At 37.6% G+C, this 24,414-nt stretch carries 20 protein-coding genes and 1 tRNA gene; 12 read left to right on the forward strand and 9 right to left on the reverse strand.

The genetic code is table 11. From position 1 onward, the window contains the following. The first annotated feature begins 105 nt into the window (after window positions 1–105). Together IPJ80_07785 and IPJ80_07790 are read left to right on the forward strand one after the other, a co-directional pair. Window positions 106–360 (forward strand): 30S ribosomal protein S20, encoded by a 255-nt coding sequence (locus tag IPJ80_07785; GenBank protein ID MBK7913388.1) that lies wholly within the window; start codon window positions 106–108, stop codon window positions 358–360. Between the two features lie 136 nt (window positions 361–496). Then, window positions 497–1,057, forward strand: a complete 561-nt coding sequence (locus tag IPJ80_07790; GenBank protein ID MBK7913389.1) for a TetR/AcrR family transcriptional regulator — start codon at window positions 497–499, stop codon at window positions 1,055–1,057. 145 nt (window positions 1,058–1,202) lie between these two features. Here IPJ80_07790 and IPJ80_07795 read toward each other — a convergent pair whose 3' ends face one another. Genes IPJ80_07795 through IPJ80_07820 form a run of 6 tightly spaced genes read right to left on the reverse strand, consistent with a single transcriptional unit; the run spans window position 1,203 to window position 7,671 of the window. Further along, a complete protein-coding gene (locus IPJ80_07795) occupies window positions 1,203–1,943 on the reverse strand; it encodes a glycosyltransferase family 2 protein (protein MBK7913390.1) in 741 nt (246 codons plus the stop codon). Between the two features lie 10 nt (window positions 1,944–1,953). Continuing rightward, window positions 1,954–2,385 carry a DUF5606 domain-containing protein gene (locus IPJ80_07800; protein MBK7913391.1) on the reverse strand — a complete coding sequence of 144 codons (432 nt, stop codon included), beginning with the start codon at window positions 2,383–2,385 and terminating at the stop codon, window positions 1,954–1,956. 8 nt (window positions 2,386–2,393) lie between these two features. Further along, window positions 2,394–4,391, reverse strand: coding sequence for a dehydrogenase E1 component subunit alpha/beta (locus IPJ80_07805; protein MBK7913392.1), 1,998 nt, complete (start codon window positions 4,389–4,391; stop codon window positions 2,394–2,396). A 46-nt stretch (window positions 4,392–4,437) separates the two neighbouring features. Beyond that, entirely contained in the window at window positions 4,438–5,151 is a 714-nt protein-coding gene (gene recO, locus IPJ80_07810; GenBank protein ID MBK7913393.1) for a DNA repair protein RecO, read from the reverse strand. A gap of 46 nt (window positions 5,152–5,197) precedes the next feature. Further along, on the reverse strand, window positions 5,198–6,421 hold the full coding sequence (locus IPJ80_07815) for an OmpA family protein (GenBank protein MBK7913394.1): 1,224 nt from the start codon (window positions 6,419–6,421) through the stop codon (window positions 5,198–5,200). Between the two features lie 53 nt (window positions 6,422–6,474). Beyond that, window positions 6,475–7,671, reverse strand: coding sequence for an acyl-CoA dehydrogenase family protein (locus tag IPJ80_07820; protein ID MBK7913395.1), 1,197 nt, complete (start codon window positions 7,669–7,671; stop codon window positions 6,475–6,477). Window positions 7,672–7,758: 87 nt separating this feature from the next. Here IPJ80_07820 and IPJ80_07825 point away from each other — a divergent pair, with 87 nt between their 5' ends. From IPJ80_07825 to IPJ80_07865, 9 genes are all read left to right on the forward strand, one after another. After that, window positions 7,759–8,109 carry a dihydroneopterin aldolase gene (locus IPJ80_07825; GenBank protein MBK7913396.1) on the forward strand — a complete coding sequence of 117 codons (351 nt, stop codon included), beginning with the start codon at window positions 7,759–7,761 and terminating at the stop codon, window positions 8,107–8,109. 186 nt (window positions 8,110–8,295) lie between these two features. Next, window positions 8,296–14,325: a hypothetical protein gene (locus IPJ80_07830; protein MBK7913397.1), complete on the forward strand. Its 6,030-nt coding sequence runs from the start codon at window positions 8,296–8,298 to the stop codon at window positions 14,323–14,325. 113 nt (window positions 14,326–14,438) lie between these two features. Beyond that, the gene (locus IPJ80_07835; protein ID MBK7913398.1) at window positions 14,439–15,458 is read left to right on the forward strand and encodes a T9SS type A sorting domain-containing protein; all 1,020 of its coding nucleotides are present in this window, start codon (window positions 14,439–14,441) and stop codon (window positions 15,456–15,458) included. 82 nt (window positions 15,459–15,540) lie between these two features. Continuing rightward, window positions 15,541–16,677 (forward strand): cystathionine gamma-synthase, encoded by a 1,137-nt coding sequence (locus IPJ80_07840; protein MBK7913399.1) that lies wholly within the window; start codon window positions 15,541–15,543, stop codon window positions 16,675–16,677. A 160-nt stretch (window positions 16,678–16,837) separates the two neighbouring features. Further along, window positions 16,838–17,527 (forward strand): succinate dehydrogenase cytochrome b subunit, encoded by a 690-nt coding sequence (locus tag IPJ80_07845; protein ID MBK7913400.1) that lies wholly within the window; start codon window positions 16,838–16,840, stop codon window positions 17,525–17,527. 6 nt (window positions 17,528–17,533) lie between these two features. Next, the gene (locus IPJ80_07850; GenBank protein MBK7913401.1) at window positions 17,534–19,537 is read left to right on the forward strand and encodes a fumarate reductase/succinate dehydrogenase flavoprotein subunit; all 2,004 of its coding nucleotides are present in this window, start codon (window positions 17,534–17,536) and stop codon (window positions 19,535–19,537) included. Window positions 19,538–19,615: 78 nt separating this feature from the next. Next, window positions 19,616–20,359 (forward strand): succinate dehydrogenase/fumarate reductase iron-sulfur subunit, encoded by a 744-nt coding sequence (locus IPJ80_07855; GenBank protein ID MBK7913402.1) that lies wholly within the window; start codon window positions 19,616–19,618, stop codon window positions 20,357–20,359. Between the two features lie 53 nt (window positions 20,360–20,412). Further along, window positions 20,413–20,486, forward strand: a tRNA-Asn gene (locus IPJ80_07860). Window positions 20,487–20,544: 58 nt separating this feature from the next. Then, the gene (locus tag IPJ80_07865; GenBank protein MBK7913403.1) at window positions 20,545–21,483 is read left to right on the forward strand and encodes a bifunctional hydroxymethylpyrimidine kinase/phosphomethylpyrimidine kinase; all 939 of its coding nucleotides are present in this window, start codon (window positions 20,545–20,547) and stop codon (window positions 21,481–21,483) included. Here IPJ80_07865 and IPJ80_07870 read toward each other — a convergent pair. The 3 genes from IPJ80_07870 to rlmN form a co-directional block, all read right to left on the reverse strand. Then, window positions 21,480–21,701, reverse strand: coding sequence for a helix-turn-helix transcriptional regulator (locus tag IPJ80_07870; GenBank protein MBK7913404.1), 222 nt, complete (start codon window positions 21,699–21,701; stop codon window positions 21,480–21,482). The genes IPJ80_07865 and IPJ80_07870 overlap by 4 nt on opposite strands. Continuing rightward, window positions 21,698–22,165, reverse strand: coding sequence for a hypothetical protein (locus IPJ80_07875; GenBank protein ID MBK7913405.1), 468 nt, complete (start codon window positions 22,163–22,165; stop codon window positions 21,698–21,700). Before IPJ80_07875 ends, IPJ80_07870 begins: the two co-directional genes overlap by 4 nt. Before the next feature lie 85 nt (window positions 22,166–22,250). Beyond that, a complete protein-coding gene (rlmN, locus tag IPJ80_07880; protein MBK7913406.1) occupies window positions 22,251–23,297 on the reverse strand; it encodes a 23S rRNA (adenine(2503)-C(2))-methyltransferase RlmN in 1,047 nt (348 codons plus the stop codon). 85 nt (window positions 23,298–23,382) lie between these two features. Here rlmN and IPJ80_07885 point away from each other — a divergent pair, with 85 nt between their 5' ends. Continuing rightward, window positions 23,383–24,408 carry a DUF3089 domain-containing protein gene (locus IPJ80_07885; GenBank protein ID MBK7913407.1) on the forward strand — a complete coding sequence of 342 codons (1,026 nt, stop codon included), beginning with the start codon at window positions 23,383–23,385 and terminating at the stop codon, window positions 24,406–24,408. Window positions 24,409–24,414 lie beyond the last annotated feature (6 nt).

Raw genomic sequence — 24,414 nt, forward strand, 5'->3', positions numbered from 1 at the left:
AATAATGAAAACAAATACTTTAACTGTAATTTTCAAATAATTGTTAAAAATTCAATTAAAACAGAACTGCGTTTTATCTTTGCATTCCTTTTTTAAAATAAGTATATGGCAAATCATCAATCTGCTTTAAAGAGAATGCGTCAGAATGTGGTCCGCAGAATCGCAAATCGCTATTTCAAAAAGACCACCCGTACAGCAATTAAAAAATTACGTGAAATTGCAGATAAATCCGCCGCACAAGCCTATATGCCTAAAGTGGTCCGAATGATTGATAAATTAGCCAAAAAGAATACCTGGCATAAAAATAAAGCTGCAAATATTAAAAGCAGTTTGATGCACCATATCGCAGGTATGAAGTAAGGAATTCTTAAAAAAAATAAATACATCCTCAATCGTGTACAGATTAAATTTGTACACGATTTTTTTTTTATCGGGTAGCATAAAAAATATGGCCGTATTTTTAACAAATTAAAGGTTTCCATAGACAAGCTTTTTTATGACAAAAAATCGAATTCTACTTCAAGCAGAGTCTCTTTTTTATTCGAAGGGATATGGCTCTGCGACGATGCGCGAAATCGCTTCAGCTGTTGGAATCGAAGCTGCCAGTTTATACAATCATTTTAAATCAAAAGAAGAAATTTTAGCAGCTGTTTGTTTGGATTTATTGCAGCACATGAATTCGCAAGTAGACGAAATTGTAATGACGCGTCGCACCAGCATGGCACGTTTAGAAACATTTATCCGATTTTATCTAAAATACCAGGTGGATCACTGGGAAGCATTTCAGATCATGCACACAGAATATAAACATCTTTCAGATAAAAATCTGGAATTGTATAAAAAATTGCGCAACCAGTTTGAGTCAAGAATACTCATTATCATTAAAAAAGGAATCGACGAAAATAAATTTATAGAAACTGATCCGGATTTAATCTTACAAATTTTATTGGCAGCACTCCGTTGGAGATATAACTCTCCTAAAAAAGTAGATAAAATTTTGCAAAAAAATTTAAATGAAGTGTACCAAATTATTTTGAAAGGCATTTTAATTCGCTAGCATCCAGAAATAGTTTGGGTAAGCTTTTAGCGGTTGAAAATTCTTTGATGCAAAGACCACAAAGAAAATGTACGCAAAGAAACTCAGAGTTAATCTACTCTTCATCAGCGTTCCTCCTCAGTGTTTTAGCGTGAAAATCCTATAATCAAGAATAAATTTCGAATTTCAATATTCCTTTTCGCTGAAGAAAATGTTTTAAACTTACACCTAAAACACCCATTCCATAAGTAACACTTCGTTTAAAATTTATTGAAGAGGCTTCATCAAAATATTTGGTTGGACAACTAATTTCAGCAATGGCAAATTTTTTATAGATGATTTGTGATAACATTTGATTGTCAAATACAAAATCATTGGAGTTTTTTGCAAAAGAAATTTGTTCTAATACCGTTCTAGAAAAAGCGCGGTAGCCTGTATGGTACTCCGACAATTTATAATCAACCATCCAGTTCTGAATCAAAGTTAAAAACCGATTGAATAAATATTTGTAATAAGGCATTCCCCCTTTTAAAGCTCCTTTACCCAATATTCTGGATCCTAAAACAACCGGATAAAGTCCTTCTCCAATAATATTGACCATACTTGGAATTAATTTAGGAGTGTATTGGTAATCGGGATGCAACATAATGATGATGTCTGCTCCTATTTCAAGTGCCTTCGAATAAAGTGTTTTTTGATTGCCTCCATAACCCAGATTGTTTTCATGACGAATGCAATGTTGGATTCCCAATTCTTTAGCCAATTCAAACGTGCTGTCTTTGCTTGCATCATCACAAAGGATTAATTCATCTACCAAATCCATTGGGATTTCATCCAAAGTTCTTTTTAGAGTAAGTGCCGCATTGTAGGCCGGCAATACCACCACCACTTTTTTTTGTTTATACATGCAATTTCAACTAAACAGCAGATGATTCATTGCTTGAATCGTTCAAAGGTTCATCTGTTTTTATAAATCCCAATGCTTTTAACTGATAATACCATTTTAAACATTTTTGCATGTCTTTAAGATGTACGCGGTAACGATCGTATTCCGGTAAGATCGTTTCAAAATATGTTTTGTAATCTGCACTGGTTGCGGTTTCATCCGGTGGAGTCAATTCGCTTTCTTTTTCTAAAAACCGGGTATATACATCTTTTAAAGGAATGTTATCGGACAGAGTATAAATTCCAATGGATTCAAGAGGTGAAAATTGGAAAGTACGTGAAGAATAAAAATTCGTTTTATGAGTCAGTAAATCTTCCAGGATCAATCCATTCGAACGGGATGCTACGAGTTTGAATAATCCAACTTTACTTCCAACTGCAATAATCTGATCTATTTGTACCATACATTCAATTAATAAGCCTGCAAATATCTAAGTTTTTCTTCTAATCGGGTAACGGCCAGGTATTGATCCTCCAGACGCTTTACAAACGGGATGGGTGTATCCAAGGAAGCACACCGCAGGACAGGGGCATCCAATGCTTCAAAACAATGTTCCTGAATCCAGGCTGCAATTTCAGATCCAATAGAACAAAACAGATTATCCTCTTGTAAAATACACACTTTGCCTGTTTTTAAAACACTTTCCCGTATGGTGTCGTAGTCTAAAGGAACCAAACTTCTCAAATCAATTAAATCGGCATCAAAAGATTCTTTTTGTAACAATTGCTGTGCCCATTGAATGCCCAGTCCATAACTTATTATGGTCATTGAATTTCCTCTGGATACAAGTCGGGCTTTGCCTAATGGAATGTTGTAATAACCATTGGGAACATCCCCTTCAACAGCCCGGTAGAGGGCTTTGTGTTCAAAAAACATAACCGGATTTGGATCTTCAAAAGCACTGAGCAACAAACCTTTGGCATCGTATGGATTGGATGGATAGACAATTTTTAGTCCAGCTGTGTGTGCAAACCAGGCTTCATTGGTTTGTGAATGAAAAGGACCGGCTTGGGTGGCAGCCCCGCAAGGCATCCTGACCACTACATCTGCCTGTTGACCCCATCGGTAATGAATTTTAGCCAGATTGTTTACTACCTGATTGAATCCACTGCTTACAAAGTCTGCAAATTGCATTTCAACCATGGACTTGATGCCTTTAAGACTTAGACCCAACGCAGCACCGAGGATCGCGCTTTCACAAATGGGTGTATTGCGTACACGCTGATTTCCAAATTCTGCCAGGAAACCTTCTGTTATTTTAAAAACGCCTCCATATTCAGCAATGTCTTGGCCCATTAACACCAAATCGGAATGCCTTCGCATGGCTTCTTGCAATCCTTCGCGGATGGCATCAATAAAACGGATGTTTTTTACAGCTGCATCCTTCGATGGTAGTATTTCTTTAAAATCATATGCTTTGTAAACATCTGCCAATTCATCTTCCAGCACAACCGGATCATCCTTCCATTCAAATACTTTTTCGACCTCCTCCTGAATTTGTTTTTTTAACTGAGATCGAATCTGTGCAACTTCATCAACTTGAATAATCTGTTCTTGAACTAACCAGTTTTCATAATTGGTGATTGGATCTTTTTCTGCCCATTCCTCCAATAATTTTTTTGGAACATATTTAACCCCACTGGCCTCTTCATGTCCGCGCATCCGAAACGTCATGCATTCCACCAAAACCGGTCTTGGATGTTCCCGGATACTTTTTGCTAATTTGGTGATGGTAGCATGTACCTCAAGAATATTATTTCCATCGATGGTAATTCCTTCCATTCCATATCCTAATGCGCGATCTGCTAATTGTTTACAGGCGTATTGTTCACGGGTTGGAGTGGATAAACCGTAGCCATTGTTTTCAATGATAAAAATTACAGGCAGTGACCATACCGAAGCAACATTGAGTGCTTCATGAAAATCACCTTCACTGGTTCCGCCTTCTCCTGTAAATGCGACACTCAGCTTTTGCTCTTTCTTTAAAAGGGATGCCAAAGCAGCACCATTGGCTAAAGTGAGTTGTGGACCCAGATGTGAAATCATACCCACAATGCTATAGTCCAAATTTCCAAAATGGAACGAGCGATCGCGACCTTTGGTATAACCCTGAGATTTTCCCTGCCACTGAGCAAATAAACGATCCAATGGCATTTTTCTTGAAGTAAATACGCCAAGATTGCGATGCAATGGGAATATTAATTCATCCTGATTCAGGGCCTCCGTGCAGCCTACTGAAATAGCTTCCTGGCCAATTCCCGAAAACCATTTAGAAATCCTGCCTTGACGCAGAAGAAGTAACATTTTTTCTTCGATGAGTCGTGGGTACAGGAGGGAATTATATAAATGTATTAATTCGGCATTTGTATAAATACCACGTTCGTATTGAATTTTTTGTGGTGTCAACATCGTTTGCAATTGCTAAGGTTAAGTTTGTGAATTAAATACATTATAATTAAAATATCCCTTTAAAAACTTCAATGGATTTTATATCTTTAAAATGTTCTAAATGTAATTTAAAATAGAACAATAATATATCAAGGATGCGTCTTCGTTGTTCTAAAGTTTTGAACGTATCATTGTCTGTCTTTTTTTGGATTAATAAAAAAAGCAACTGGCTATCTTCCGGATTTACAGCATATTTGTTGGATAACTCAAATGGACAAAATGAGCCATTTAATAAATCCAGAGAATTTGCAGTTTCGGAATAATTATCTAATGGACTAAATCCAAGAAAAGAAGATAAATCCAATAAAAATTCGATAGCAAATTGTGGACTCACATGATTCTCACTATCTAAATGCCAATAACAATTTTTAATAAATTGAAATAGCTCCGGATTGGATTGGTGTCCGCTGATTGATTTTCTACAAACTTCCAGGATAAACGTGCCAATGGCTGAGCGTTTTATATCAAATGGGATGCGTTGATAAAGAAGGGCAGGACTTACTTCTTTAATACGATGAATTTCTTTTTGTTCATTGTAATAAACCAAGAGATCTAACACATTCATCAACTGAAATAGAGAAGCCAATCGTTGATTTGATTTTGAAAAAACTCCATTGGCAATAAAACATTGCAATCCTTTTTCAGCGGTATAGATATCCATGATCAGGCTGCTTTCGCGGAAGCGGGTTGTGCGAAAAACGATGCCTTCAGTTTGCAACATGGGTGTAAAATTAGTTTAAGCCGCGAACCATTGTCAAAAGAGCCGCTTAGCCTGCGATACTCAGGATCTTAATCTCTACGCGTTGATTTAATGCCCGACCTTCTTTTGTTGAATTGGATGCAACCGGATTTTTTCCACCATATCCTTTGCAATTAATTCGTTTGGTATCAATGCCTTTTGATACCAGATATTCTTTTACTGCTTCTGCACGTAACAAGGATAAGCGTTCACAATATTTTTCAGCGCATTTATTATTGGTATGGCCCCCAATTTCAATCCGGATTTTTTTATTTTTATTGAGATATTCGTACAATTCATCCAATACAGTATTTGATTCGGATTTAAATCTGGCTGAATCCGTTTCAAAATACAATTTTTCGATTTTCATTACTTGCCCAACACTCAATTTGCTGTTATCCAGGTATTTTAGAATACGTTCTTTTGGTTTTGGGGTCGTCCCGTTTCCATTGGTGGTTTTAGTTTTGGTGTTTTCTTTAGGCTTTGCAACCGTTACTGTATTTTTTGATTTCGTTGCGTCGCGTTCTTTTTTGTATTTATCATATGCAGGATCTGTTGGACAGGGTATAACCGTTAAATGAGACGCATTATCCAATAAAATATTTCCATTGTATGGAAACAAGACAGGTGTTTTGTAAAAGGCTTCCAATTCAAGATACTGCAAATCGTATTTTGCTTCCAGTTCAAATTCAAACTTTTTCCAGTCTGTGTTATCAATTAAAGGAGACTCAGCCAATAGTTGTTTCTGATTGCAAAATGCTTCTCCACCCCAAATTCTTAAAATTACCGGAGTTGTATATTGTTTTAAATTAGTGGGTTCATTTTTATTGGAAGCACTCAGATAAGTACTTGATCTGCACAGCATGATGCTAAACGAATAACAGGTCCCTTTAAGCAGGGGTTTTATCAATCGCTGAGATACGCGTTCGTAAGTATCATTTTCACGAACCACCATCCCGAGATAGGTATTTCCATGAAAAGCTGATTTCGTAACACTGAAGAAAGGTTGATTTTTATCATCCAGAGCAGGTTGCACATCGGGTGGGGTTTCCCCTTTAAACCCACAATCGATCCATCCATTCGGAGGTTCACAACATTTTGGAATTCCCTCAAAAGATCCATTTTGAAGAAAGATGTCATTGGTATTTTGAGCTTGAGTAAATCCAACTTGAGTGCAGCAAAAAATCAATAAATAAATACAAGCTAAAAGCTTGCAAAATTTATAATCTGACAAATTTAGAGTGGTTTCCAAAATTCAATTTAAAATGGCTAGAGTAAAACGATCAATACGCAGAATATTGTATATTAATTTTCAAAAGCATTAATTCCAGTAATATCCATTCCTGTAATTAATAAATGGATGTCATGAGTCCCTTCATACGTTAAAACGGTTTCAAGATTCATCATGTGACGCATTATAGGATATTCATTGGTTATACCCATTCCTCCTAAGATTTGACGAGCTTCCCTTGCAATAACCAAAGCGGTATGCACATTGTTTCTTTTAGCCATAGAAATTTGTGCAGGACTGGCTTTGCCATTATTGGCCAACACACCCAATCTCCAGGCCAGAAGCTGGGCTTTGGTAATTTCGGTAATCATTTCAGCCAATTTTTTCTGAGTCAACTGGAAGGCTGCAAGTGGTTTGCCAAATTGAATCCGTTCTTTGGCATAGCGAAGGGCTGTATCATAACAATCCAAAGCCGCACCCAAAGCGCCCCATGCAATTCCATAACGAGCCTTAGAAAGACAGGACAATGGACCTTTTAGGCCTTTAACCTCAGGAAATACATTTGATTTGGGTACCCGTACATCTTCAAAGACCAACTCTCCGGTTATTGAAGCCCGTAAGGACCATTTACCGTGGATTTCAGGTGCTGAATATCCTTTAGAGTCTTTTTCTACGACCATTCCGAGAATTTCTCCTGCTTCATTTTTAGCCCAAACCACTGCAAGATCCGCAACCGGGGAATTGGTAATCCACATTTTCGAACCATTAAGAATATAGCAGTCACCGTCATCTCTAACGGTACTAATCATTCCGGCAGGGTTGGAGCCAAAATCAGGTTCTGTAAGCCCAAAACAACCAATAAATTCTCCAGAACCTAGCTTGGGAAGGTATTTTTTCCGAAGGGCCTCTGAGCCAAACTTATAAATAGGAAACATGACCAGGGATCCTTGCACGGAAGCCATTGACCGTATACCTGAATCACCGCGTTCAAGTTCCTGCATGATAACCCCATAGGCAATTTCATCCATGCCACCACCGCCGTATTCACGAGGCAGACTGGGCCCAAAAGCTCCAATTTCAGCCAATCCCTTAAATAAATGCTGGGGACATTCTGATTTATTGCTGTATGCTTCAATGATCGGACTTACCTCTTGCTTTACCCATTCCCGGACCGCTTGGCGAGCCAATAAATGTTCTTCACTGAGCAATTCGTCGATCTGGTAATAATCATGACCTTCGTAACGATCCAATCCTTTGGTTTTTGATGTCATGTCTTTTCTTTTCGTCAATTTTGCACAAATTTATATAAGACTCAGCCTGCAGCAATGAAACAGCTTGTTAATATTATAAAAGGATAAATGAAAAAAATTAGCCTGGTTTTAGAAGGAATGCGTTTTTTCGGTCATTATGGATATTATACTGAAGAACGAATGCTTTTGACAGAATTAAAAATGGACCTTAGTCTGGATTTTAAAATTCCTGATAAAGAGCTCTTAAATCTGGAAGACAGCCTCAATTATGAAACAATCTATAAGCTGATTCAATCTGAAATGAAACAACCTGAAGCCTTATTGGAAAATATTGCAAAGCGGGTCATTCAGACGATCAAAGGTTTTGATTCACGTATTGAAAATTGCCAGCTTACAATCTATAAAAAAGTACAATTGGGTGGAGCAATTCAAAACGTCGCATTGAAATTTGGAGATTAAATCTTGAAATTCTGATATATTAAATTCATCTATACATTTTTTTTCATTTTGTATAAAAGTAGTTTTTAGTAAGCTATGAATTGCAATAATAAATATTAATTATCTTTTATTAATTGCAGCTACAGCTATGGATTGGTCTAAATACTTTTGTTTTAGCGAAGATTAGAACCAATCAAAAACCGAAGCATGTTTTCACTATTCAGTCTGAGGAACAATAGTGCGTTTTTACTATTTTTATTAACCAGCGCTCAAATACACGCTGAGGCATATTATTGCTATGTTCCCCCTGTAAATTCAAAAATATCCAGAAACCATGAAGGTGATTCTGTCAAGAATCATTCTTGTGAAATCAAGTACGAGCAAGGGATCTTTCATTTAGATTTAACTGATGGAATTCATTTTAATTCTACAGGTTCATTTATGATCGGAAACGATAGTCCCTGTGAATGCACTCAACGTTGGACCGGAGGATCGCATTGGAATGCAGATGGAACAATTGATGATGGAATTATGGCTCCCAATGCACATGGTATAATTAGTTGTTCAGCAAGTGTAAGTAGCCAAACAAATATTGGTCCTGGTTCTTGTACTTATGATCCTGCTCAATTTACCATCGATTTATCTCAAATTACTTGCTTTAACCCAACAAGCGGAAATGCTGTGGCTGTTTCAACACCTGGATTGGGATGTAAAATTATTTGGTTGAATTTTGATGGACGTGCTCTAGCTGGAAGTTATGATTTTCAAGTTGAAACTTCGGATAATATTGGCTGGGCATTGTATTATGCTCTCAATCCTACACAAAGTGTAAGCGGTCCTGACAGCTTGTCTGGTAATTGTTCCAATCTTAAACTTTATGCTTGCGGAAATCAATTTAACAATTCCTGGTTGACAAAAGCAACTCCGGTATTTAGTAAAACCAGCAATTTATATCTTGCAATCTGGGATCAGAGCAATTGCAATCCAGCAAATTTTTCTGTAAATTTTAAAGCGCGATTGGGCTGTGGTAATGCAGATGCATGCCTGCTTTATGTTGATTCTACAAAAGCAATTTGCAATGCAATAAATACTTATACGGTTACAAGTTATGTGAGCGGCATCAATGGAATGTTTACAGTTACAGACAATACAGGATTAGCAAGTTCGATATCAACAAATCCTAATCCATTAAAATTTACAAACATTGCTGATCCCAATCCGGTTGTCAATGGCGTGGTTAGCCTGGTATATCCTGTAGGTACAAATTACAATTTTACAATTTCTGCTGGTGGAGCATGTACACAAACGGTAAGTGGTGTCAGTCCGGTATTGACCGTGGTGTGTCCACAATCAAGCAATGACATTTATCCGTGCAGGCCGGATGTTCCAACAGCAATTACCAATGAAGCAGGATTTATAGGATTAGGTGGCACGATCAATAGTTATTGCGGCGTTTTAAGTTTTTCCAACACCGATAGCTGGAATGTAGGCGCCGGATGCGCTTATGATACCAGCAGATTAACACGAACCTATAAAATTAAATCCGGCACCGATTCGGTAAATTGTGTTTTGAATTACAAAGTAGTCGATACCACCAGACCGATAATCAATTGTCCTGTTGATTTGACTATCAATTGTGATGCGTCCACCTCGCCAGCTAATACAGGTATTCCTACAGGTTCTGACAACTGCAATCCGATACCTGCAAGTATTTTATTCCATGAATTATATACAGACGGAAATTGCCAGAATAATAAAACGTTGACCAGAACCTGGACTGCAACTGATTTATGCGCAAACACAGCAACTTGTATTCAGACTATCAACATTCAGGATACTACCAGACCGGTTTTAACCTGTCCCATCAATTTAAATGTTAGCTGTGCATTATTAATTCCGCAAGTAAATCTGAACAGCGTAATTCCCTCGGATAATTGTGCCGGAATGTTTACAATTAGTCATGTCAAGGACAGTATTTATAATCAGTCTTGTGCTAATCGATTTACTGTAGCAAGAATTTATCAGGCAAATGATATTTGTGGAAATAGCAATTACTGCATTCAAACAATTAGTGTAAATGACCAAACTGGGCCGGATGTAAATTGTCCATCTACTTCTGTAATAAGTTGTTCTAAGGATGTGCCAAGCATACTCGATAGTAAAAATGGAGTATTGACTAATGATGCCTGTGGTGGATCGGTTACAGTGGAACACATGAATGATGTTTTGACAGGTCAAACTTGTCTCAACCGTTTTAATATTTTCAGAAGTTTTAAAACCACGGATCTTTGTGGCAATACCTCAACTTGTACACAGGCAATTATTGTAGCCGATTATGTTGCACCCATTCTCACATGTCCAACCAATATTACCGTAATGTGCTCAGGAAATGTACCTCCTGCCAATGTGAATGCACCTTTTGCATTTGATTTTTGCACCAACCCGGTACGAGTAAACCACATTTCTGATGTAATTACCAATCAAACAGGTGAAAATAAATATACGACTTTGCGAACGTACCGCGCAACAGATACCTGTGGCAATTTTGTTGAATGCACGCAGCAGATTTTTATCCTGGATGATGTTCCACCTAATATTACTTGTCCCGCCGATTTGACAATTAATTGTGCAGAATTAGTACCTCCACCGGATCCAAATCTGGTTGTGCGTTCAGATAATTGCAGTACGACGGTAACCGTATTGTTTTTAAGTGATGTTGTAAGTAATTTTATAAACGCAAATAATTATATTATTACCCGCACTTATCAGGCAACTGATGGAAGTAACAATTCAATTACTTGTAGCCAACAAATTACAGTCCGTGATTTAATTCCTCCAACTATTACTTGCCCCGGAGATGTAAATTTAAATTGTGCAGGAGATGTCCCAATGGCAGACATTGGAAATGTGATAGCAAAAGATAATTGCGTTGGTCAGGTAGATGTAAATTTTAATGGGGATGTCATTTCAAATCAAATTTGTCCTAATCGATTTACAATTTCCAGAACCTATCGGGTATCTGATTTAAATGGGAATACCCAACTATGTACTCAAACGCTTACGGTCAACGATCTTACGCTACCAAGCATCAATTGCCCGGGAAATGTAACCGTCTTATGTGCAACCGAAGTGCCTCCGGCTAATGCAATGGCAATTACTGCAACAGACGGATGCGGTGGAACAGTAGGAGTCATTCATCATAAAGATTCGATTAGTAATTTTATTTGTACAAACAGGTATCTTGTCAATCGAATTTATAAGGCAACTGATGCTTGCGGCAATGAGGCTTTTTGTACTCAATTAATCACAGTTGAAGACCTAAGTGGTCCTGCGATTACTTGTCCATCTTCACTCACAATTAATTGTGAAGCACCTTCAGATACCAGCCAAACAGGTATTCCTCTGACTTCAGATCATTGCGGTGGACAATTTGTAGTATTGCGTCATGCGGACAACCGGGTAGACGGAACTTGTATATACAATTACCAAATTCAAAGAACCTGGACCGCTACGGATTTATGTAATAATAACAATTCGTGCATTCAAACCATTACGGTTCAAGACACCAGTCGTCCGGTATTTCTTCCTCCTGCTGATGTTACAATTTCATGTACCCAAAATTATAATGACTTAAATATTACAGGAGACGCAAGCATCCTTTCTAATAATTGCGGATGGCCAAAAATAGATTACGATGATCTTATTGATCTAAGCGGATGCAATGGTTCCGGTACTATCATCAGAACCTGGTTGGTGACTGATGACTGCGGAAATACGAATTCTGCCAATCAAACAATAACGGTACGTTGTCCAAAATTTGACCTGGCTTTAAAAAAGACTTTGCCAATGTCAAACGGAACTAAATTTGGCGATACGATCACCTACAAAATCAGTGTGGTTAATCAAGGGTGCGATACAGCATATCAAATTTTAATCACTGATTACATGAGTCCTGGATACAGTTTTTTACCTGCGATAAATCCGGGATGGTTTATTACAGGAAGTTTGATGCAAACTGTTATTCCTGGTCCAATAATTCCGGAAGACAGTGCATTTGTATTAATTAAATTTAAGATAAATCCGCTTGCTGTAACTGGCGCATTGAGCTGGTTAAACATCGCAGAAATTTCAGATGCCAAAGGAGTTCACAGCAGCATGATTCAAGATGTTGACAGTCATTATGATACCATTCCCGGAAATGACAATGGAGGAATTCCATTTTCTCCATTTGATGATTTTCTTGGTGGAAATGGAGTGGATGATGCAGACGCTTCAGATATTGCCCTTCCATTAATCCAAGATGTAGCATTGAGGAAAACGATTACGAGTTCCGGGCCCTTTGTCTATGGCGATTTAATAAATTTTAAAATAGCCGTTTACAATCAGGGAAATATCCCAGTATCGAATGTGGTCGTGCGTGATTATCTTCCAAATGGATTCGAATTTGATCCCATGTTGAACAGTAATTGGACTAAACTGAATGACTCAGTGTTAAGTTCAACGATACAATTTACGATTTTACCAAATGATAGCTTTTGTATTTTCGCAAACTTAAGATATATTAATCCTGCAATTCGCAAATCAGACAGTTGGTTAAATTATGCAGAAGTTTATAGTGCAGAAGGATTTCAAGGAATGAACATTATTGATGCTGATTCAAATCTGGGTTCTAATTCAGCCAAAGAGCGATCTGTATTTCAAAATTCAGTTGACAATAATAATATTTCCGGTCATTTTAAATTGGACAATACTGATGAGGATGATCACGATGTGGAAGGATTTGATGTGGTTGCTCGAATTGGTGATTTTGTTTGGAGAGATTTAAATGATAATGGCCTGCAGGATCCATTTGAATTTGGAATGCCCAATGTAATTGTTTGTTTATATAATGTTGCCGGTAGTTTGATTGCAAAAGATACTACAGACGCAAATGGATTCTATGAATTTACAAATTTGAATCCAGGGCAGTATTTCATTTTTGTGCAATTGGGTACAGCCGCTACAAATTATTATTTTGGAAAAAGAATGATTGGGGGAAATCGTAAAATTGACAGCGATGTGGGGTCAACAGGCGTTAGTCAATCGGTGCTTATTAATTCAGGTACAAATTATGACAGTTTGGATGTTGCCATTGTTCCCTTTTTATCATTAGGCGGATTTATTTGGGAAGACAAAAATGGAAATGGAATCCAAGAACCAGGCGAACCAGGAATTAAAAGTGTTCAGGTTTTGCTTTATGATGCAGTAAGTAAAGCACAATTGAAAACTACACTGACAGATCAAAATGGCCGGTATTTGTTTTCTAAGTTAAAATCCGGTACTTATTATGTGAAGGTAAATCCACCAGCAAACTTTAAATTCACAATTCCAAATGTTGATACTGATTTAAAAGACAGTGATATTGATAACAGCAACGGATTAAACACCAGTGCTAATTTAATTTTAAGTATCAGTTCACTAAACCCCAATTTAGATGGCGGTTTGTATCAATGTGCATCTATTTCCGGAACGGTTTGGAATGACGTAAATTATAATTCAGTTTACAACTCATCAGAGCGAGGAATCAATGGCTTACTGGTGCGTTTGTACAACAATCAAAATCAAAGTTTGTATGCAGCACAATTAACCGGCCCTAAACCAGGAACGCCTTCAGTTGATGGTTATTATTCTTTTGATTGTGTTCCACCAGGTACTTATTATGTAAAGTTTGAAAATCTTTCTGGATTTTCATTTGGTTCTCCATTTTTGACAAATGATCCTTTGTACGATTCAGATGTTACCCATCTGCATGGATTAGGGACTACAAATAATTTGAATCTAATTGGTGGAACCACCATTAAAGGGATTAATGCCGCAGAAAGTAAGATTCCTACCGGAACAACACTGAACGGGAAAGCGGATCCGAATAATTCAAATCATGCATTTGAATTTGCAGACATACCGAATCAGGATGTTGAATTGCAATCGGATATCCAACATAGAAAATATCTGGACATTTACCCAGTGCCTGCGAGTAATGAACTGTTTATAGAATTCAAAGGGCTCGATGCATTTCCTGCTTATTTAAGATTTTATGATTTTCAGGGAAATTTAGTTAAGGAGCTATTGGTAAACAGTTTGGAAGAATGTCAACATTCTTTAAAAGTAGATATTCATTCATTTATTACAGGTCATTATCGCCTTATTTTAAAATCCGGAGATACGGTATTGATGAAGGATTTTGTAGTGATTCGGTAAACAGTTTTGGAAAATGCTAGATTTGGATGGATATTTTTAAGATATTTGCACATTATATATGTAAGCGTCAGTTCAAAATTCAGCTTACTTTTAAATAATTATAAAAACAGCCTATGAAGTCATTTTTTACATTTTTAGCGATGAGTTTATGCGGAATTACATTTTCTCAAATAAGCTATACCTCGGCCAACGCACCCAAACCAGGTCACAAATCTGAATATAAATATCTTGAAACTATTCAGGGAATTGACTTGAATGCATTGACCCAGGCCGGTTCAGATAAAACTTGGAATATTACAGGTCAGGACGTGGACGGAAATAGGGAAGGGTTTATTTCGATAGATGCCTATCCTTTTAAAAATTATTTTCCTACTGCAAATTTGGCTAGTGTTGATTTGGATGAACCAGATACAACATTTTCCATTTATGAAGTAAACACGGATGGAGTTTATTGGTTGGGTTCTTACGATACCAGCACTACCATCGTATGGAAAGACAAATATATTTTTGTTCCCTTTCCTTTAAATTACGGACAAAATTTTCAGAATGGAACAGAAGCGGATGTAACACAAGGAACCACTTCAGGAAAAATTGAAATTCAATCCAATGCAAATGTGGATGGTTGGGGTATGCTGACTACTAATGAGGGTACATATCCGGTACTAAAAGTAAAAACCAAACAAATTACTGAAATTACAGTATCAGGAATTCCATTCGGTAGTTCTACGTTTGAATACCATCATTGGTATGCTTCCGGAATTGTTGGCCCGGTTGCTGAATTTACCATAAGTGAAACAGAATCAATTTTTACCGGAATCGAAAATGATACGACCATTCGTTTTCTTCATAAACAAGAATTGGTTGCAGATGAAAACATAGAAACAGCAATTCCAAAATTAATCTTGACTCCAAATCCAGCAACTGATTATTTTCAAATGGAAATCAAAGGAATTGATTTTGATCAGGCAGCTTATTCATTGATTAATGCAGAAGGCAAAACAGTTGGTTCAGGAAATTTTAATAAGAATCAAAATCAACCAATTGCAATTCAAAACCTACCGGCGGGAAATTATTTTGTACAGCTGATATTAGATAAAAAAACATTGTTATTTGAAATTCTCCATAAAAAGTAATTCATACTCTAGACTTATAAACCACAAAGTTTAATATAAGCTTTGTGGTTTTTTTTATTTTAAACCATTAATAGTAAAATTAATGAAATTCAACACAAAAGTGATTCATTCAGGAGTGCATCCGGATCCTTCAACAGGGGCGATCATGACACCAATTTTTCAAACGTCTACCTACGTTCAGGATGGCCCTGGAAATCATAAAGGATTTGAATATGCACGCACTCAAAATCCTACCCGACAAGTGCTTGAAGAAAATTTAGCAGCGCTCGAAAATGGTTATGGTGGAATTTGTTTTGGCAGTGGATTGGCTGCTATGGATGCGGTAATTAAATTATTGAAAAGTGGAGATGAAGTACTCGCAACAAACGATTTGTATGGAGGCTCGTATCGCTTGCTTGTGCGAATATTTAAACAATTTGGAATTGATAGCAGATTTATACCCATGCAGGATGCTCAGTTTGTTGCATCCCAAATTAAAGACAATACCAAATTGATCTGGATTGAAACACCAACAAATCCAATGTTAAATATTGTTGATATTGCTGCCATATGTCAACTCGCGAAACAACGAAACATCTTAGTTTGTGTTGACAATACCTTCGCTTCACCCTATTTACAAACCCCTTTAGACTTAGGTGCAGATTTAGTATTGCATTCAGCAACAAAATATTTAGGTGGACATTCCGATGTAGTCCATGGTGCAATCATCAGTAAGACCAAAGAATTGTACGAAGCACTTAAATTCATCCAAAATGCCAGTGGGGCCGTTCCAGGTCCGATGGATTGTTTTTTGGTATTGCGAGGCATTAAAACCCTCCATTTAAGAGTTCAACGTTCATGCGACAATGCAAAGCAGATTGCTAATTATTTAGTAAAGCATCCCAAAATCTCTAGAGTCCTTTATCCTGGGTTTGAAGATCATCCGGGACATTTGATAGCCAAAAAACAAATGAATGATTTTGGAGCCATGATTTCATTTGATTTGAAAGATGGTCAATTTGAAACTGCAAAAGGCATCCTTTCAAAAACCAAAATTTTTGCTTGCGCAGAATCCCTTGGAGGGGTGGAATCTTTAATCGGTCATCCCGCCAGCATGACCCATGCTTCAATTCCAAAAGAGGACCGGCTCGCCAATGGGCTCACCGACAGTTTGATACGATTAAGTATAGGCGTGGAAGATGTAAATGATTTGATAGCGGATCTCGATCAAGCCATTTAAGTAAATGTCTGAAATTCCAAATTTTTATTAGGTACAATCTCTGGATTCAATTTTATTATTTGGTTTTTTAGCGAAGTTCCTGACTTCAATTATAATGCAGTTTTGCATTCCATTATTGGCATTTCCATCATAGCTTTGCCGCTGAAAACCAGTCTAATCTATGAAATGGTTCATTGATTTTTTATTTCGATCATCGATCGGCCGCAAAGTGGTCATGAGTCTGAGCGGGATCTTTTTAATGCTTTTCCTGATCGTACACTTATTGGGAAATTTGCAATTGCTCAGAGATGATCAAGGCATGCAATTTAATTTGTACACCTATTTTATGACGCATAATCCGCTGATTAAATTGATTTCGTATTCGTTGTATTTTACCATTATACTTCACAGCATTCAGGGAATCTACCTGGCTTGGGTAAATCGAAAAGCCAAAGGAAGTAAGTATGCGGTTTCAACCAATACGGGTGACAGTTTTTTTGCAAAATATATGATTCATTTGGGACTTTTAATTTTAGTCTTTCTGCTGATTCACATGTATCAGTTTTGGTTGCAAATGAAACTGGGTGCTGTTCCTGTATTAAAATATCCTGGCCACGATCATGATTACCAGGATTTATATACTCCGGTTGTTGAAGTGTATAAAAATATTGGGTATGTAATTTTTTATACAGTTTCAATGATATTCATTGCGATGCATTTAATCCATGGATTTCATTCGGCATTTCAATCATTGGGAATTAACCATAAAAAATACAACGGACTCATTCGGACTCTTGGATGGCTATATGCTATTTTAGTTCCATTGGGATTTGCAATTTTACCGATCTATATTTATTTAACGCAGGCTTAATTGAATATGAAAACCATCCAATCAAAAATACCGGAAGGAACGCTTGATAAGAAATGGACCAGTTATAAATCTAAAGTACCTTTAGTATCACCGGCCAATAAACGTAAAATAGACATCATCGTGGTGGGCACTGGATTGGCAGGAGCTGCAGCAGCAGCCAGTCTGGGTGAATTGGGTTACCAGGTCCATTGTTTTACATTTCATGACAGTCCCAGAAGAGCACACAGCATCGCTGCACAAGGCGGAATCAATGCTGCTAAAAATTATATGAATGATGGAGACAGTGTCTATCGTTTGTTTTATGATACAATCAAGGGTGGGGATTACCGCGCGCGCGAAGCCAATGTGTATCGTTTGGCCGAAGTCAGTGCAGCCATTATAGATCAAGCCGTAGCACAGGGTGTTCCTTTTGCCAGGGAATATGGGGGCTTATTGGAAAACCGCTCATTTGGTGGAGTTCAGGTGAGTCGTACCTTTTATGCAAGAGGACAAACCGGGCAACAATTATTAATTGGCGCTTATCAATCCTTGAGCCGACAAATTTCTTTGGGGAATGTAAAAATGTACAATCGCCATGAAATGTTGGAATTGGTATTAATTGATGGAAAAGCCAGAGGCATCATTGCACGTAATTTATTGAATGGTAAATTAGAACGTTTTGGTGCTCATTGTGTGGTTTTAGGAACGGGCGGTTATGGTAACGTTTTTTACTTATCTACCAACGCCATGGGTTCCAATGCAACTGCAATATGGAAAGCAGTTCGCCAGGGAGCCTATTTAGCGAATCCTTGTTTTACACAAATTCATCCAACGTGTATTCCGGTATCCGGCGATTATCAATCCAAATTGACCTTGATGTCTGAATCGCTTCGAAACGATGGACGCGTTTGGGTACCTGCCAAAAAAGAGGATGCAGAAGCCATTCGAAATGGAAAGAAATCCGCAAATGATATTTTAGAATCGGATCGTGACTATTTTTTAGAACGTCGCTATCCTGCATTTGGAAATTTAGTTCCCAGAGATGTAGCTTCCCGTGCTGCAAAAGTGGAATGTGATAAAGGTTTGGGAGTAAGTCCTACCGGACTTGCTGTTTATCTTGATTTTTCTGCAGCGATCCAGCGGTATGGAAAATCAAAAGCACATGTACTGGGTTTACATAACCCTGATGAAAATACCATAAGAAATTTAGGTGAAAAACAGGTCGAAGAAAAATACGGCAACCTGTTTGAAATGTATGAAAAGATTACCGGCGAAAATCCATATAAAACACCGATGAAAATTTATCCGGCTGTTCATTATACAATGGGTGGATTGTGGGTAGATTATAATTTGGAAACCAATATTCCGGGTTTATTTGCAACCGGAGAAGCCAATTTTTCTGATCATGGTGCCAATCGCCTGGGTGCATCGGCTTTGATGCAGGGACTGGCGGATGGTTATTTCGTGTTGCCTTATACCATTGGTAATTTTTTATCAGAAGATATCCGCACTGCAAAAATTGATACAAAAGATGCTGCATTTATAAATGCAGAAGAAAAAGTTCAGCAACGATTAAATCAACTGATAAGTATAAAAGGAAACACATCTGTAGAAACCTTTCATCGCCGTCTTGGAAAAATTATGTGGGATTATTGCGGCATGGCACGCAACGCAGAAGGATTACAAAAAGCCAGAAAATTGGTTCAGGAATTGCGAACTGATTTTTGGAAAGATGTATTCGTGCCAGGAACAACAAATGAATTTAATCCGGAATTGGAAAAAGCAGGCCGCGTTGCAGATTTTATTGAATTGGGTGAACTGATGATCGTTGATGCTTTGCATCGAAATGAATCTTGCGGTGGACATTTTCGGGAAGAATACCAAACGGGTGAAGGGGAAACCTTACGCGACGATGAAAATTTTGCCTATGTCGCAGCCTGGTTCTGGCCAAATCTCGAAAACGAACCGGAATTAATAAAAGAAAAATTGGAATTTGAAAATGTAAAAATTGCAAGCAGAAGCTATAAGTAATTAGGAATTATGAATTAAAAATTAAGAATTGAAATCTTATAATTCACCAATTCAGTTTTCTATCATTAAATCATCCTCATGAAACTTAATTTAAAAATCTGGCGTCAAAAAAATAGTGAAGCAAAAGGTGCTTTTGAAAATTACGAAGTGCTTGCTAATGAGCACATGTCTTTTTTAGAAATGCTGGATGTATTGAATGAACAATTGATTGATGCAAAAAAAGATCCGGTAGCTTTTGATCATGATTGCAGAGAAGGAATTTGTGGAGCTTGCAGTATGGTGATCAATGGAAGACCGCACGGACCAAATGGAGGGACTACAACCTGTCAATTGCATATGCGCTACTTTAAAAATGGAGACGATATTGTCATTGAACCATTTCGTGCGAGGTCGTTTCCGGTAGTCAAGGATTTGGTGGTTGACCGCTCTGCTTTTGATCGCATCATCCAGGCAGGTGGTTTTATATCGGTAAATACCGGTCAGGCACAGGATGGAAATGCGATTCCGGTTTCCAGAGAACAGTCGTCCAAAGCGTTTGATGCGGCTGCTTGTATTGGTTGTGGCGCCTGTGTTGCAGCCTGTCCGAATGGTTCGGCTATGTTGTTTACAGCTGCTAAAATCTCCCATTTGGGATTGTTACCCCAGGGTAAAATCGAACATCTGAGGCGGACGCAAGATATGGTTAAGCAAATGGATGCTGAAGGTTTTGGCTTTTGCAGCAATATTGGAGCATGTGAAGCTGAATGTCCTAAAGAGATCAGCCTTGAAAATATAGCACGGATGAATCGGGCCTTAATTCAGGCAAGTCTTAGTTCTGAGTAGATTTTTTTTCCGGAATTGCACATTGGGTTTATATTTGCAGTCCGTTTTAATAAGCCTCCTTAGCTCAGTTGGTTAGAGCGTCGGACTGTTAATCCGCAGGTCCTTGGTTCGAGCCCAAGAGGAGGCGCAAAAAAGCCCAAGAGGTAATACCTGTTGGGCTTTCATTTTTGTTTAAAATCTTGATTATGAGCATTCTCACGATTGGAAGTATGGCATTCGACAGCATCGAAACCCCTTTTGGTAATGCCCCTAAAGTCATTGGCGGAGCTTGTACTTATATCAGTTGGGCTGCTTCATACTGGTATCATGACATTAAATTGTGTTCAATTATAGGGGATGATTTTCCGGAGGAAGAAATTCAGGCACTTCAAAAAAGAGGGGTCAATATGGATGGATTGGTGCGGGTGCCTGGCAAAAAGTCTTTTTTTTGGGCTGGAAAATACCATCAGGATATGAACAGCCGGGATACCTTAACCACAGATCTCAATGTATTAGCAGATTTTGATCCGAAACTTCCGGAATCTTATAAATCCAGTGATTACATTATGCTTGGAAATCTGACCCCAGACATCCAAATGGCAGTATTGGATCAATTGACTAAAAAACCGAAACTCATCGTCCTGGATACAATGAATTTTTGGATGAATAATTCCCTGGAAACCCTTTTAAAAGTAATCGCACGGGTCGATGTCCTGACCATTAATGATGAGGAAGCCCGCCAATTGTCCGGTGAACATAGCCTGGTAAGAGCTGCAGCCAAAATTCATCAAATGGGTCCGGCATACCTTGTAATTAAAAAAGGGGAACACGGCGCTTTGTTATTTCACAACGGACAAATATTTTTTGCACCTGGTTTACCGGTCGCTGACGTGATCGATCCCACAGGAGCAGGCGACAGTTTTGCAGGCGGTATGATCGGGTATTTGGCACGGACCGATAATACCAGTTTTGTCAATATGAAAACCGCCATCATCTACGGGTCGACCATGGCTTCGTTTTGTGTGGAAGACTTTAGTCTGAATAACCTCCGTAATTTAAAACAAGAGCAAATTCACGAGAGAATTCGGCAATTTGAGCAACTCTCTACCTTTGATGTTCGTGAACTTACCCTTGCTACTAATTAAAATGACTCTTTGTTAGAAAAATCAGACGGTTCTAGGATAAAAACATTTTCTACCGCTGTTTCAAAAATTGCTGCCAGCTTTAATGCCAATATGGTGGATGGAACATATTTTGAGGATTCTATTGCATAAATCGTTTGTCTGCTGACAGACACCGCTTTGGCCAATTCATCCTGAGTCATATTTTTTATGGCCCGAAATACTTTCAGTTGATTTTTCATTCGGCACTTGAATTTGAGCGATGAATCAAATAACTAAATCGCAGTACATAAATCGTCGGAATAGAGATCATATTAAAAATCATGCAAATAAAAAATCCGGTTCCATAAAAAAACAACAAAGTGAATCCTAATAAAAAACAACTCATCAGAGTAGACCACATTAAGGCATTGTAACGCATTTGAATGGTAAACTCATCTTCGATTTGCAATTTGGAAAAACCGGTAAACAACAAGCCTAAAACATAGCATATCCCTATTAATTCCATGGTGAGATTATCTTCAATCAAACTGAAATACGAGCTATGGCCCATAAATTGATCCTGATACACAGCAAACATGGGTAATTTTAAAAAATCAACTTCAAAATCCGTGAAAATGCAATACAATCCGGCTAAAAAGGAAGGAATTAAGAGGTACCAACCCAGTTTACGGGTCCAGGGAGGGAAAAACAACAAGATTTTCATAATTGTAAATTAAACTTTACATTATATAAAGCATACTTTACAATTTTGTTGTTTTAATATTGTTTATTTGTAAAATATTAACAAATTATGCTTCCTGATTAGCCAACTGTCCGCAAGCCGCATCGATGTCTTTTCCCCGGCTTCTTCTAACGGTAATCATGATGCCGTGTTTACGTACTTCCTGTGCAAATCGATTGATTTGGTCTTCTGAAGATTTAATAAAATCCATTCCCGGCACGGTATTGTATTCAATGATATTGACTCTTACAGGAAATTGACTGCACAATCGTATCAGGTTTTTAGCATCCGAAATCTGATCATTAAAATTTTCAAAAGCAATGTATTCGTAACTGATTCGGTTACCGGTTTTTTTATAAAAGTATTTCAAGGATTCAATCAGACTGGCCAGATTATTTGTTTCATTGATGGCCATCATTTTATTTCGTTTCACATCATCTCCTGCATGTAAAGAAAGTGCTAGATTAACTTTCAAGCCATCGTCAGCCAGTTTTTTAATCATCTTAGAAATACCTGCTGTAGATAAGGTAATCCGTTTGGCAGACAACATTGGCCCATTCGAAGAAGTCAGTCTTTCAATACTCTGTATTACATTTTTATAATTGAGCAGCGGCTCACCCATACCCATGTAGACTATATTACTAAGGGGTTTCCCATAAATTTCCAAACATTTTTTATTGACTAAAACATATTGGTCAAAAATTTCTGAAGCGCTTAATTGTCGCAGCAAACCCATTTGACCCGTTGCACAAAACGCACAGGATAAACTACATCCCGCTTGTGATGAAACACAGACTGTAAATCGGTTTTCTTCTGGAACGGGGATTAAAACCGATTCAATAAATGGTCCGTCAAATAATTTAAAACGAAATTTGATGGTTCCATCCAAACTAGTTTGAATTTTACTTTCGGTAAGTGAAGGAATAAAATAATGCTCGTTGAGATAGCTTCTTTGGACTTTGGATAAATTGCTCATAGCTTCAATGTCCCGGATCGCATGTTTCCAAAGCCATTCATCCAATTGTTTTAATCGGTATTTTTCCCAACCCTGCTGAAGTAAATTTTCAAATAATTTTTCTTTAGGGCCATTTAATAAATCAATTTTATCAAGCATCGTCCACAAAAATAACACAGAGAATCTGGCAATTTTGAAAACAATATGCTAATTCAGATCGTATATACTAAGTTATCAGTAGCATATGAAAATTAAAATTGAATACCTCCTTTTCCTTGCTTTGTTTATAATTGGTTGTGGCAGTCTCCGGCCCAAGCAAGCATTTGAGCAAATACCCATTCCACCGGCTCCGGATTATTCCAAACCGGAAAACTGGGCGGCATTGCCTCAAAAAGTCGATCCGGCTGATTCAACACCTGAAGGTTTGAGGGACGACCAACTCTTCAGTCAGGCCGATGTGTTCTTTTTGCATCCTACCAGTTACCTGGACGGTAAAAAGCACAATACCTGGAATGCTGCTTTGAACGACGAAAAAATTAATAATAAAACCGATTTGGGAAGTATTTTATATCAGGCCAGTTTGTTTAACAATGTTGGAAAAATATATGCCCCTCGATACCGTCAGGCACATTTATATGCTTTTTTTTCCAAAGACACAAGCTCTTCAAAAAAAGCATTGGATTTAGCTTATAACGATATAAAACAAGCGTTTGAATATTATCTGGAACATTACAATAACGGAAGGCCGATCATACTTGCTGGACACAGCCAGGGAGCCAGACATCTGATTCATTTGATGAAAGATTATTTTGACAATAATATTCTCAGAAGAAAATTAGTTGTTTGTTATGCACTAGGATTTCCAATTCCGACCGACTTGTATAAATTTTTAAAGCCCTGCGAAGACTCGAATGAAACAGGATGTATTTGCAGTTGGAGATCGTATAAAATTGGACACGAACCCAAATTTCTTGAAACTGAAAAAGAATCCATCGTCATAACCAATCCACTGGATTGGACTACACAAAGAGGCGTTTACTCTGATAAATCAAAAAACAAAGGCTCCGTCATTGACAATATTCAAGCAGCACCAGTCCCAGGATTGTCTGGAGCAGAAATTTACAAAACGATATTATGGGTTGATAAACCAAAATTTAAAGGAAGTTTTTTGTATCCGTTTTCAAATTTTCACAGAGGAGATTTCAATATTTTTTACATGAATGTTCGTGAGAATGTACAACAACGATTAAATGCTTTTTGGAAACAATAAATTTAG

It is taken from the genome of Saprospiraceae bacterium, from assembly GCA_016714025.1.
Classification (GTDB): domain Bacteria; phylum Bacteroidota; class Bacteroidia; order Chitinophagales; family Saprospiraceae; genus Vicinibacter.